The organism is Parabacteroides sp. CT06 (assembly GCF_002257605.1).
In the GTDB taxonomy this organism is placed as follows: Bacteria; Bacteroidota; Bacteroidia; order Bacteroidales; family Tannerellaceae; genus Parabacteroides; species Parabacteroides distasonis.
Window position 1 is genome coordinate 1,151,649 of sequence record NZ_CP022754.1, and the last position, 12,785, is coordinate 1,164,433.

Annotated in this window: 9 protein-coding genes; all 9 read right to left on the bottom strand. The window is 48.2% G+C overall.

The window, feature by feature from the left end; all coding sequences use genetic code 11:
- Positions 1 to 91: 91 nt before the first annotated feature.
- A complete protein-coding gene (locus tag CI960_RS05090; RefSeq protein ID WP_005861928.1) occupies positions 92 to 2,014 on the bottom strand; it encodes an NAD(+) synthase in 1,923 nt (640 codons plus the stop codon).
- 12 nt (positions 2,015 to 2,026) lie between these two features.
- On the bottom strand, positions 2,027 to 2,350 hold the full coding sequence (locus CI960_RS05095; RefSeq protein ID WP_005861930.1) for a type II toxin-antitoxin system RelE/ParE family toxin: 324 nt from the start codon (positions 2,348 to 2,350) through the stop codon (positions 2,027 to 2,029).
- Positions 2,341 to 2,598 (bottom strand): hypothetical protein, encoded by a 258-nt coding sequence (locus CI960_RS05100; protein WP_005861932.1) that lies wholly within the window; start codon positions 2,596 to 2,598, stop codon positions 2,341 to 2,343. The genes CI960_RS05095 and CI960_RS05100 overlap by 10 nt, the downstream gene beginning before the upstream one ends.
- Positions 2,599 to 2,735: 137 nt before the next feature.
- Complete coding sequence (locus CI960_RS05105) at positions 2,736 to 4,922, bottom strand: glutamine synthetase III (RefSeq protein ID WP_005861934.1); 2,187 nt, start codon at positions 4,920 to 4,922, stop codon at positions 2,736 to 2,738.
- Positions 4,923 to 4,958: 36 nt separating this feature from the next.
- On the bottom strand, positions 4,959 to 6,188 hold the full coding sequence (locus CI960_RS05110) for an LL-diaminopimelate aminotransferase (protein ID WP_005861937.1): 1,230 nt from the start codon (positions 6,186 to 6,188) through the stop codon (positions 4,959 to 4,961).
- 56 nt (positions 6,189 to 6,244) lie between these two features.
- Positions 6,245 to 7,054 carry a diaminopimelate epimerase gene (dapF, locus tag CI960_RS05115; protein WP_005861939.1) on the bottom strand — a complete coding sequence of 270 codons (810 nt, stop codon included), beginning with the start codon at positions 7,052 to 7,054 and terminating at the stop codon, positions 6,245 to 6,247.
- Positions 7,055 to 7,808: 754 nt separating this feature from the next.
- Positions 7,809 to 9,530 (bottom strand): DUF6383 domain-containing protein, encoded by a 1,722-nt coding sequence (locus CI960_RS05120; RefSeq protein ID WP_005861940.1) that lies wholly within the window; start codon positions 9,528 to 9,530, stop codon positions 7,809 to 7,811.
- A 122-nt stretch (positions 9,531 to 9,652) separates the two neighbouring features.
- On the bottom strand, positions 9,653 to 11,317 hold the full coding sequence (gene asnB / locus CI960_RS05125; RefSeq protein ID WP_036629190.1) for an asparagine synthase B: 1,665 nt from the start codon (positions 11,315 to 11,317) through the stop codon (positions 9,653 to 9,655).
- A gap of 26 nt (positions 11,318 to 11,343) precedes the next feature.
- Positions 11,344 to 12,768, bottom strand: coding sequence for a glutamate synthase subunit beta (locus CI960_RS05130; RefSeq protein ID WP_005861945.1), 1,425 nt, complete (start codon positions 12,766 to 12,768; stop codon positions 11,344 to 11,346).
- Between the last annotated feature and the right edge of the window lie 17 nt (positions 12,769 to 12,785).

Sequence of the window (12,785 nt, forward strand, 5' to 3'; positions counted from 1 at the left end):
TAGGTCATAGATTAGGCTCTCTTATAGGGGTAGGTGTCTCGTCTATGGCCCATAAGAGAGCCTCGTCTATGACTATACCATTGAAAAAATGTTAAAGCCCTGCGATCTCATCCAGCCAAAGCGTAGCCATCGCGTCGCTCGGCATTCGCCAGTCTCCACGTGGGGAGAGGCTGATGGAACCTACTTTCGGGCCGTCCGGCAGGCAACTGCGCTTGAACTGTTGCTGGAAGAAGCGGCGGAAGAAGGTATGGAGCCATTTCTTGAGGGTGGCATCGTCGTAGGTTTCCCCGAATGCCCGCTTCGCCAAGAAATAAATCTTCGCGGGTGAGGCTCCGAAGCGTAAGAAGTGATAGAGGAAGAAATCGTGCAGCTCGTACGGGCCTACCAAATCCTCTGTCTTCTGCTTGATATTCCCATGCTCGTCGGCGGGAATCAATTCCGGGCTGATCGGAGTGTCTACTATATCTAATAACGTGGCGCGGGAAGCCTCGTCTACCTTGTTATTGGCCACCCATTCCACCAGATATTTAACCAATGTCTTGGGAATGCTACCGTTGACGCCGTACATAGACATATGGTCGCCATTGTAAGTAGCCCAGCCCAAGGCAAGCTCCGAGAGATCCCCCGTACCGATCACAAGGCCGTTCTCTTGGTTTGCTACGTCCATAAGAAGTTGGGTACGCTCACGGGCTTGGCTGTTCTCGTACGTCACGTCATGTACATGGATGTCGTGATCGATATCCTTGAAGTGTTGGATGCAAGCCTCCTTGATGGAGATCTCCCGGAGGGTCACGCCAAGGGAGCGTATCAAGTCGCAGGCATTGGTATAGGTACGATCCGTCGTTCCGAAGCCGGGCATGGTGATGCCGATGATCTTATCCCGTGGGATCTTCAAGGCATCGAAGGTCATGACGGTGACCAGTAGGGCCAAGGTGGAATCCAGTCCCCCGGAGATGCCTACGACGGCGGTTTGGGCGTGGGCATGGAGGATACGCTTGGCGAGTCCCGCTACCTGTATATGGAATATTTCCTCGCAACGTTCTTTCAGCGCGTCGCCGGAGGGGGTAAAGGGATGCGGGTCGATTGCCCGGGTCAAATCCAGTGTCCGGTTGGGAAGGCTGAATGAGACTACGGTGCCGTTATCCATGTTATGGTTGAGATAACCCTGCATGAAACTGGTGTTGATCCGTCGGTCGTTCTGTAAGTTCTGGATATCGATCTCGCTGATAACGAGTTGCTCCTCCATGGAGAAACGTTCGGATTCCTTCAGCAACGTGCCGTTCTCCGCTATGATACCGTTTCCTGCGAATACGAGGTCGGTACTGGATTCCCCGAAACCGGCGGATGCGTAGACGTATCCGGCGATACAACGTGCGGATTGCTGGCAGATCAAGGATCGTAAGTAAGCATGCTTACCGATCAACTCGTTGCTGGCGGATAGATTGAATATCAAGTTGGCCCCCTGCATGGCTAGCTCGGAGCTGGGAGGGATGGGAACCCAAAGATCCTCGCAGATCTCGATACCCACACGTACCTCATCATACTCGAAGATCAGGTAGCAATCCAGCGGCACTTCCCGGTTACCGATCGTGATCATGGATTGCTGTAGGTGTGAAGAGGCCGTGAACCAACGCTCTTCTTGGAACTCTTTGTAGCTGGGCAGGTAGCTCTTGGGCACTACCCCTAGTATCTCGCCCCGTTGGAAAGCGACGGCGGCGTTTATCAGTTGGCTTCCGCTGACAAGCGGGCAACCTACGATCGTTAGTAAATCCAGATCGGCGGTGTTGTTCACTAAATCCAGCAAGGCTTTCTCGGCGTTTCTGAGTAAGGTCTCTTGCGAGAACAAGTCCATGCAAGTGTAAGACGTAACCGATAATTCGGGGAAAGCGATGATCTGGACCTCTTTTTGGGACGCTTGGCGCATCAATCCCTCGATCTGTTGAATATTATAAAAGCAGTCAGCCACTTTAACATGTGGTACGGCTGCCGCTACTTTGACGAATCCGTAATTCATATTTGTTATTGTTTATCTGATAGATGTTCTTAATTTATCGGGGTTTTGACGACAGTCGAAGATCGCGGAGATATAGATGATATCATCTTCTATAAAATAGATGATTTTGTAATGTTCATGAACAAGAGACCGAAAGCCTTGCGGCTCCGAGGATAAAGCTTGCTCATAAAAACCGAGAAGAGGATTGTCAGCTAACAAATCGGCGTAATGTTTCAGGTCCTTGACTTTCTTGTGGGCCATGTTGATAGAAATCTCCTTCTTATAATACTTCGTAATTTCTTTCAAATCTTCTTTGGCCTTGGCTGTCCAATATGGATTTTTCTGTTTCAGAACCATGTCTCTATCTCTTTATCTAGATCCTCACTTGATGTGACTCTACCTTCTCGGGCGTCTTCTACCGATTTCCGTACCTCTGCTATCATCTCCTCTTGCGAGTGGATTACGCAAGGGCGGGGTGTCCTTCTCTTGGAAAAGATCTTTTTGGCAGCCCGTTCCAGTTCCTCCGATATCTCCATGTCATCGATCTTGTTAAGGTATCTCTCCACGAAGCTTTCTCTCCATTGCTGTAACTCTATTGTCGTCATATCAATTTCCCTCCTATATATTTATGCCCCAAAGGTATGTATTTTGTATGGGATAAAAAAGAAGGAGAGGTATACTTCGCAGCATCCTCTCCTTATTAACACAAAACAATCAACAAAAAACTACTGTCTGAATAAGACTATCTGATGAATAAAAGCTCACGGTATTTCGGCAAGGTCCATATCTGGTCGTCGACAACCAGTTCCAACTTGTCGATATGGTAACGGATGGCTTCCATCATCGGGACGATCCGGTCGTGGTAAGCGATCGCCTTCTCCCGCTCGCTCTCGATCTTGTTGGCTATCTTGCGGGCGTTGACCATCTCGTCCACTTTTTCCTTGATGAAGATCGTGCGGTTCGCTATATCCTCGATGATCTCCATGTTCTTGGAGGATAGATGGGCGGCTTTATCGGCGGGGAATAATTCACGCATCTTATATACGTTGTCGATCAAGGAAGACTGGTATTTGGTGGCCATCGGGATGATATGGTTCATTGTCAGGTCGCCTAATACACGGGCCTCGATCTGGATCTTCTTCGTGTACATCTCCCATTTGACCTCGTTGCGAGCCTCCAGCTCCTTGCGGGTCATGACTCCCGTGGACTCGAACATGCGGACGCTGCTATCTTTCAAATAAGCGTCGAAGATCAAAGGCACGCTGGTCTCGCAATCCAAGCCCCGGCGTGCGGCCTCGGCCTTCCATTCCTCGCTGTAGCCATTGCCGTCGAAATGGATCGCCTTGCATTCCTTGATATCCTTGCGGATTACCTCGATGATAGCGGCGAACTTATCCTTTCCGGTGGCTATCTTAGCGTCTACCTCGGCCTTGAACTGCCTCAACTGATCCGCTACGGCGGCGTTCAATACCAGCATGGCGGCGGCGCAGTTCGCGGAGGAACCTACGGCACGGAACTCGAAACGATTACCGGTGAAGGCGAAAGGGGAGGTACGGTTACGATCCGTGTTATCGATCAATAACTCGGGGATACGGGCGATATCGAGTTTCATGCCTTGCTTTCCCGCTAGGTTGAAATCTTCCGTATCGCTGTTCTCCAGATGTTCCAATACCTTGGATAGCTGTGTCCCTAAGAAGCTGGAGATGATCGCTGGGGGAGCCTCGTTCGCTCCCAGACGATGGGCGTTGGTCGCGCTGGAGATGCTGGCCTTCAGCAATGCGTTATGGGTGTACACGGCTTTCAGTACGTTGACCACGAAGGTCACGAAGCGCAGGTTGTCTTCCGGCGTCTTACCCGGTCCCATCAAAAGGATTCCGGTATCGGTTCCCAGCGACCAGTTATTGTGCTTGCCGGAACCGTTCACGCCTTTGAACGGTTTCTCGTGCAACAGGACACGGAACCCATGTTTGCGGGAGATCTTGCGCATTAGGGCCATGATCAGTAAGTTATGGTCATTGGCGAGGTTGCATTCCTCGAAGATGGGAGCCAGCTCGAATTGGTTCGGGGCGACCTCGTTATGACGGGTCTTTACGGGAATGCCAAGTTTCAATGCCTCAACCTCGAGGTCTTTCATGAATTCCATGACACGGGTGGGGATGGCTCCGAAGTAATGATCCTCCAACTGTTGGTTCTTCGAGCTCTCGTGCCCCATCAGAGTACGGCCGGTCATCAACAGATCGGGACGTGCGGCGTATAGGCCCTCGTCTACTAGGAAGTATTCCTGTTCCCAACCTAGGTAGGCGTATACTTTCTTCACGTCCGGGTTGAAGTAGTGGCAGACATCGACCGCCGCCTTGTTCACGGCTTCCAAGGCTTTCAGCAAGGGAGCTTTGTAGTCGAGGGACTCGCCTGTGTAAGCGATGAAGATCGTCGGGATGCACAGGGTGTCTCCTACGATAAAAGCAGGGGAGGAAGGATCCCAAGCCGAGTAGCCACGGGCCTCGAACGTATTGCGGATACCGCCGTTCGGGAAACTGGAGGCGTCCGGCTCTTGCTGGATCAGTAGTTTCCCCTCGAATTCCTCAAGTACGCCGCCTTTGCCATCGTGCTCGATGAAAGCATCGTGCTTCTCGGCGGTACCTTCCGTCAAGGGATGGAACCAGTGGGTGTAGTGGGTAGCGCCTTTTTCCATCGCCCATTTCTTCATGCCGGAGGCCACGGCGTTCGCTGTCTCACGGTCTAACGGGGTACCGTTGTCGATGGAGTCCACCAGTCTCTCGTACGCTCTCTCTGGAAGATATTTGAACATCTTCTCACGGTTGAATACCAGCTCGCCGTAATACTTGGAAGGTCTCTCGGCGGGAGTGGTTAGCTCGGTCGCTTTTTTCTCGAACGCCGATTCTACGACTCTAAATCTTAACTTTGACATAATACCTGATGATTATTGTTGTTTATAGTAAATGACTTATCTTAGCCACTTCCTCAGCCTAGCCATGGCCTCTAGGGTGTCATCCCTATCGCCGAAAGCGGTGAGGCGTAGATAACCTTCCCCGCTCGGTCCGAATCCCACTCCGGGGGTTCCGACTATCTTGACTTCATAAAGCAGTTTGTCAAAGAATTTCCATGAGGAGAGGCCGTCCGGGGTCTTTAGCCAGAGGTATGGGGCGTTATCGCCTCCGTACACCGTGAGACCGCAGTTTTGCAGGCCCTCTTTCATGATCTTCGCGTTGGTCATATAATAATTGATAGTAGCTGTCACTTGCTGTTTCCCGGCGGTGGAATAAACCGCTTCCGCACCCCGTTGGGTTATGTAACTGGTTCCGTTGAATTTCGTGCATTGGCGACGGTTCCATAATTTGTTCAACTGTACCCGTTGCCCGTCCAGCGTGAAGGCGTTCAGCTCCTTCGGTACGACCGTGTATCCGCAACGTATCCCCGTGAACCCGGCGGTTTTAGAGAAGCTCCGGAATTCGATAGCTACCTTCTTCGCTCCTTTGATCTCGTAGATAGAGTGGGGGATATTCGGGTCCTGTATATAAGCTTCGTAAGCGGAGTCGTACATGATAAGCACGTCGTTGGCAAGGGCATAGTTTACCCATTTCTTCAATTCGTCCTTAGTCAAGGTCGTTCCGGTCGGGTTATTGGGATAGCAGAGGTAAAGGATGTCCACCCTGCGACTGGGCAGATCCGGTACGAAGTTGTTTTCCTCCGTGCAAGGGATGTATACGACATCGCTCCATTTCCCGTTTTCCAATACCCCGGTGCGTCCGCTCATTACGTTCGAGTCGATGTAGGCCGGATATACGGGGTCTGTCACCCCGATACTATTGTCGTGGCGGAGCATGTCACCTATATTTCCACAATCGCTTTTTGCTCCGTCGCTGATGAATACCTCGCTCGGTTCGATAAAGACTCCCCGGCTGGCATAATCGTTCTTGATGATAGCGTCGATTAGGAAAGGATATCCCTGCTCGGGGCCATATCCGTGGAATGTATCCTTGCTCGCCATTTCTTCCACGGCTTTATGCATCGCCTCAATAACGGCGGGGGCAAGTGGTTGCGTAACATCACCAATACCCATTCGAATGATCTTATCTTTGGGATGGGTAACCTTGAAGCTGTTTACCTTTTTCGCGATGTCGGAGAAAAGGTAATTGTTCTGTAGTTTCAGGAAATGTTCATTAATTAGTGCCATACTCAGTTCTTTTGTTTTTATGTTGTTGTTTTTGTTGTTTTGTCTTGTTCCCCGTGTCAGACTTTGATGAATCCCTCGAACACGTTGACCGCTCCGCCGGTCATAAAGACCTTACCGCTTCGCTCGTCCCACTCGATGGTTAAAGGGCCCCCATCCATGATGACCTTCGTCTTTCGCTTTGTCTTCCCACGTACGACCCCGGCCACGGCGGTGGCGCAAGCTCCGGTTCCGCAGGCTTGTGTGATGCCGGAACCTCGTTCCCACACCCTCATCCGTACCTCGTCCGGCTTTAGCACCTGCACGAACTCCACGTTTGTCCGGTCCGGAAAAAGCGGGAGGCATTCCAGTAACGGGCCTACGCTTGCCAGACCGACCTGGTCCATCTCGTCCACGAAGATAACCAAGTGAGGATTTCCCATAGAGATGACGGTGCCGGTGTAAATTTCTCCTCCAGCCTCAACCTCCAAGGCCATCTCGCCTACGGCAGGCATTCCCATATCTACCGTGACCTCGGTGACCTCTTCACGCTCTATTTTCAATTGTAGCTCTTTGATACCTGATAAGGTCTCTAAGGTGACCTTGTTCTTTTGCGTTAGGCCGGCCTCATAGACATATTTGCCAATACATCTGGATGCGTTTCCGCACATCATCGCCTCGGAGCCGTCCGCATTATAGATATGCATGCTGAAATCGGCGATGTCTGAAGAACCTATCAAGACCAAACCATCAGATCCTATGCCTGTGTGCGGCTTGCTCCATGCGATAGATAATTCCTCGGGATTGTCTATCGGATAGACCATCGTGTTTACATAGATGTAATCATTTCCGGCACCGTGCATCTTTGTGAATCTGATTGATTTTGTCATTTTGATGATATTATTCTTTATATTATTTCTTTTTGTTTTATTGTAATGCAAATATATAACGTTTTGATAAGTATATAACAGGTGAGAGGCTCGAATGTTTTATAAATATGAGGTTTGTAATAGATTGAAGTTATAATATATGCTTTTAGTTATAAATGATAATTAGAAGTGTGTGTTTTGGTTTTATATCGTAATATATGCTTTGTGAATATGGGTTGCTGTAACTGTAAGTAAAAAAGCTATATATCTATCTATTTGCTTAAAATAAGTCTGTTTGTCTGACGAGCCTCTTTTTCAAGAAGCCTTAACTAGGGATAGATAATGGGTGAAAATACGTATTTAACCACTGATTTCTACGTAAAAGGTCATGTTTTGTCACACGAAAGGTTGCGTTGGGCGACGCAAGTAGTGGCGTTAGCCAACGCAATAGGTCGCATAAGGCGATACATATAGTTGCGTCGGGCGATACAACCGTATGAAATGCCTCTTTTATCCGTATAAAAAACATGTTTTGACCCGTATAAATGTGAACTAGCATGAATTATTTCTCTAGAACAAAAGGTCGTATTTGGCTAATATATTACTAAACAATCATTTGCTAATATTTTTTCTCATATTTAGGGACGAGAAGTACATCAGGCCAGAAAAATCAACTCTCCGGGAGTTTGGTTTACAAATTGACAAAAAGAAAGGAGCTACTCGGTTTTGTTTCCGGATAGCTCCTTTTATCAGATTAACTAATTATCTAGATAATTTATTTTACGAACTTAACAGTTGTCTTATGAGCAGATCTCAAGAGCTTAGACTGATCGATTGAGATCATATAAATACCGTTCGGCATATTCGGAGTACTGATGTATTGCTCATCGCTAGTGATGATACCCGTAGAAACAACTCTACCTACCATATTAACGATTACATAATTACCCTTACCATTCTTTACATAAAGACCGCTAGCGTTTGTAGATACCGTAACCTCTTGAACCTCGTCACTGATAGTCTCGTTATCGGTGATGATACCCATAGCGTCAGATGTAATATATAATGTCGCCATGCGGACATTTTCTTTAACGCCATCGCCATTAGGATCAACAGCAGGACTAAAGTCTACCGTAATCTTAGTATCATTTGTAGGAGCCGTAGCCTTGATATTCATGACTTTTTCTTTACTGCTTCCTTTCAAGAAGTTGACATCTACGATCATCTTTGTATCTTTTAAGCTCGTAGCTTCAACTTTTGTCGTTGCGTCGATTTCCATTACACGAATAACCTCATCTTTTTTAGCTTCGTAAATAGAATCGATTGTAATAGTGTAATTGGTTTCTGCGCTTGCTTTAAGATTACTAACGACACCATTAACAAGAGAGGACATAATAGAATTGATTGCTGTGCTCATTGTTGCTGGCATTGTAACGATCTGTTTAGACATTGGAGTCCAAGCTGTATTTACGTCAGCACGTACTGAATCTGTTGTCGTTAAAACTAGATTTGCTCCAGATACGCCAATTGTCGGAGTCAACTTCTTGTATCCTTTGATTTTGCTAGATGCGGCATCATATGAAGTCAAGACAATAGAATCAGCAGGCATTCCTGTAGTTGATTTCAAGTTTGCATATACGACAGCGTCACCCATTGGCAATTTTGCGTTAGGTGCTTGTAGAGGTTTACCGAATAAGCTAGCCTTGATAGTACTTTCTGTCATCAACTTTGTCATATCAAGAGATATTTGGAAGTTCGGGACTTGAGCTAACGTTGCTGCTAGACTACGTAAATTATCTTCTAAAGTAATCGTATAATCAATCGTACCAGAGCTATTTGCTGTTTCTGTTAGGCTTATCAATTTTCCATCTTTAAGCGGGAAATTAGGGATCATGCTACCCACGGTACCTAACCAACCTAATTTCAATTCTACGGATAAGCTGTTGAAAGGAAGAATGGTTCCTTTGTTCCCGGTCTTGATTAATACCGATAATAAATTTGTGGGTTTACCCGTTTCTGCGTCAACTAAAGCAGCTGCGGATACATCAATTTTCTCTGGTAAATCAATTTTTACGGATTGTCCGTTAAGTGAAACGTTATATTCTTTATAATCACTGAATGTCAGTTTTACGTCATTAACGATCCCTGCGATGAAATCACCCATTCCCGGTGCTATCGCAGAAAAATCCATAGAACTAAGATCCAATTTTAAACTATCAGGAGTAACCGAGATTGGATTTAATTGATCTGCACGTAGGCTTGATACTTGAGGCAAAAATAAAGGGGAATTAATTATGCTTTCGATATTAGGATTTGTGAGAGACATGAAATCAACTCCACTAATTTGCTTTACTTGATCAAAAACGGCAGGAACAATAACTTTAACAACAGCAGCCTTTTCTTTATCTGTTAATTGTTTTTGTTGTTGTGCCATCACTGGGGTGGTAGCCATGAATGTAGCGGCTGCCAAACTAATGCATGTAAAGATTTTCTTCATATAAATTTGTTTTAAAGTGTTTTATGACTCTAGCTGGCAAAGTTATTATAAAAATTAAATGCACCAGCGTTTATTATTCATAAAAGTTGGTGCATTTTGCTACTAAAGAAAAGAAATATTCGTCAATAAGCGGATTCATGTACGTCTTTTATGGCCCTGCCGCTTGGCTCGTTCATGTTTTTGAAAGCCGAGTCCCAAGCTAAAGCCTCTGCGGTAGAACACGCTACGCTAGGAATGGAAGGTACGCTTCTCGCCGCGCTTTCGCTGGGGAAATGCTCTTCAAAGATGGAGCGGTAATAATACTCTTCCTTGTTTTGGGGCGGATTGATCGGGAATCGTTTGGCGGCATTCGCCATCTCTTTATCAGTGACCGACTCGGAGGTTATTTTCTTTAATGTATCGATCCAGCCATAGCCTACCCCATCCGAGAATTGCTCTTTTTGCCGCCAAGCGATCTCCTTGGGCAAGCTGTCGGAAAATGCTTCTCGAAGTATCTTCTTCTCGATGATCGTACCCGGGCACATCTTTGCCACCGGATTCAGACGCATGGCCACATCAAGAAACTCTTTATCCAAGAACGGCACTCGTCCTTCTACGCCCCATGCGCAAAGGCTTTTGTTCGCGCGCAAGCAATCATATAAATACAATTTGCTTAATTTACGCAGGGTCTCTTCATGGAAAGCCTGTGCATTCGGGGCCTTATGGAAATATAAATATCCCCCGAATACCTCGTCCGCCCCCTCGCCGCTTAGTACCATCTTGATACCCATGCTCCGGATCACACGGGCCAATAAATACATGGGGGTGGAGGCTCGGACGGTAGTGACATCATAGGTCTCTATATGATAAATGACATCTCGTAAAGCGTCCAATCCTTCTTGTATCGTATAATGGATCTCATGATGAACCGTACCGATCGCATCCGCTACTTTACGGGCGGCGATCAAGTCCGGGGCATCTTTCAATCCGATGGCGAACGAGTGGAGTTGAGGCCACCATGCGTCCGCTTTCCCATTGGTCTCGATGCGTTTCGCCGCGTATTTCTTGGCAATAGCGGAGGTGATGGAGGAATCCAAACCTCCGGATAGAAGGACGCCGTAAGGGACATCGCTCATCAGTTGGCGTTTGACGGCGGCTTCCAGCGCATCGTGAAGTTGTTGTACGTCGGTAGGATTATCTTTCACGTTGGCGTAATCCATCCAGTCACGGGTGTACCATCTCGTGAGTTTCCGGTCTTCGCTATAGAAATAATGACCGGGGAGGAACGGTTCGTAATGAGTGGCGAAGCCTTCAAGCCCTTTTAACTCGGAAGATACCATCAAGTGCCCCTCGTCATCGTATCCGATGTAGAGCGGGATCACGCCGATCGGGTCACGGGCGATCAAGTAAACCTCTTTCTCCTCGTCATAGAGAGCGAAGGCGAAAATACCATTGAGATCCTCGATGAAATCAATCCCTTTCTTCTTGTATAAGGCGAGGATCACCTCGCAATCGGAGCCGGTTTGGAACTCGTAATCGCCTTTTAACCGTTCTCGTAATTCCTGATGGTTGTAGATCTCTCCGTTGACGCAGAGGATGAGTTTCCCGTTGGGGCTGACCAAAGGTTGTCCTCCGGAGGCGGGGTCTACGATGGAAAGGCGTTCATGGGCTAAGATAGCGGTTTTGCCTTGGTAGATACCACTCCAGTCCGGCCCCCGGTGACGGATTCGTTTACTCATTAATAACGCTTGTTTACGCAGGGCTTGCGCTCTGTCGTGTATATTGAATATCGCTGTTATACCACACATGATAATTGAAAATTGAGAGTTGAAAATTAGTTGGTTTGTAAGAAACGGTCGATGGATCGGGCGACATTACGGCCGGAGGCCATCGCTTTTACGACTAGGCTCGCTCCGCTGACAGCGTCTCCGCAGGCGAATAGGTTGCTGTTGGCGGTATATCCGGCGTTGTCTACGGCGATGTTATCGCGGTTGTCGGTAGCCAATCGCAGTTCTTTGATCAATCCTTCTTGCTCCGGATGCAGGAAGCCCATGGCGAGGAAAACCAGATCGGCCTCGATGATCTCTTTCTTGCCGGTCTGTCTCATTTGCGGACGGCCTCCGTCTGGGGAGGGAGCCCATTCGACTTCTTCTACCTCAACCCCTATCAGGTTGTTTTTCTCTCCGATAAAACGGTTAGAGGCTAGGTTCCACCGGCGGATACAACCTTCCTCATGGCTGCTGCTGGTTTTCAGTACTTGGGGATACATGGGCCAAGGTGTCGCCGGATTCTGTCCGACGGGTGGCTGGGGCATGATCTCGATCTGGGTGACACAGGCCGCCCCATGACGGTTCGCTGTCCCTACGCAATCGCTACCCGTATCGCCTCCGCCAATCACTAAGACTTTCTTGCCCTTACAATTGATCTGGCTTTTGGGAGGGATCGGGATGCCTTCTAAGATCCGGTTCTGCTGGCTTAATAACTCCAAGGCGAAATGTACGCCTCTTAAATGACGTCCCTCGATAGATAGATCCCGGGGAACCTCGGCGCCGATCGCTACGCAAACAGCGTCGAAATCTTTCACTACATCTTTCGCTAATATCTCTTTGCCGACCATCGTGTTTACACGGAAAAGAATCCCTTCTTGCTCCATGATGCGGATACGGCGATCGATAATGTGCTTGCCTAGCTTGAAATTGGGGATGCCGAAACGTAGCAAGCCGCCCGGTAACTCATCTTTCTCGAATACGGTGACTTCATATCCTTTTCGGTTCAATTGGTTCGCTACGGTCAATCCGGCGGGACCGCTACCGATCACGGCTACCTTTTTCCCGTTGCGTACCGGTTGGATAGGCTGTACGTATCCTTCCCGGAAAGCGGCTTCCACGATAGCCGCCTCGTTCTCACGGATCGTGACAGGTTCGTCGCAGCTAAGTTTCAGTACGCAGCTTTTCTCGCAGAGGGCGGGGCAGACACGTCCCGTGAACTCCGGGAAATCGTCGGTCTGCTCTAATACGTGATATGCCTCTTTGTAACGGCCTTTGTATAACAAATCTTGCCATTCGGGTTGCTTGTTACCCAGCGGGCAGGCCCAGTGGCAGAAGGGTACGCCACAATCCATGCAGCGGGAGGCCTGCGTACGGCGGTCGCCGCTGTTCAAGGTCTGTTCTACCTCGCTGAAATCATCTATACGTTCGTGGACGGGACGATAGCCCGCCTCTTGTCTATGTATCGTTAGAAATGCTCTTGGGTTTCCCATAGTTCTCTTGTTTTTGT

Excerpts from the sequence above, each read along its gene's own strand:
- CI960_RS05090 (WP_005861928.1), bottom strand. The coding sequence starts at position 2,014 with ATGAATTACGGATTCGTCAAAGTAGCGGCAGCCGTACCACATGTTAAA.
- CI960_RS05095 (WP_005861930.1), bottom strand. The coding sequence starts at position 2,350 with ATGGTTCTGAAACAGAAAAATCCATATTGGACAGCCAAGGCCAAAGAA.
- CI960_RS05100 (WP_005861932.1), bottom strand. The coding sequence starts at position 2,598 with ATGACGACAATAGAGTTACAGCAATGGAGAGAAAGCTTCGTGGAGAGA.
- CI960_RS05105 (WP_005861934.1), bottom strand. The coding sequence starts at position 4,922 with ATGTCAAAGTTAAGATTTAGAGTCGTAGAATCGGCGTTCGAGAAAAAA.
- CI960_RS05110 (WP_005861937.1), bottom strand. The coding sequence starts at position 6,188 with ATGGCACTAATTAATGAACATTTCCTGAAACTACAGAACAATTACCTT.
- dapF (WP_005861939.1), bottom strand. The coding sequence starts at position 7,054 with ATGACAAAATCAATCAGATTCACAAAGATGCACGGTGCCGGAAATGAT.
- CI960_RS05120 (WP_005861940.1), bottom strand. The coding sequence starts at position 9,530 with ATGAAGAAAATCTTTACATGCATTAGTTTGGCAGCCGCTACATTCATG.
- asnB (WP_036629190.1), bottom strand. The coding sequence starts at position 11,317 with ATGTGTGGTATAACAGCGATATTCAATATACACGACAGAGCGCAAGCC.
- CI960_RS05130 (WP_005861945.1), bottom strand. The coding sequence starts at position 12,768 with ATGGGAAACCCAAGAGCATTTCTAACGATACATAGACAAGAGGCGGGC.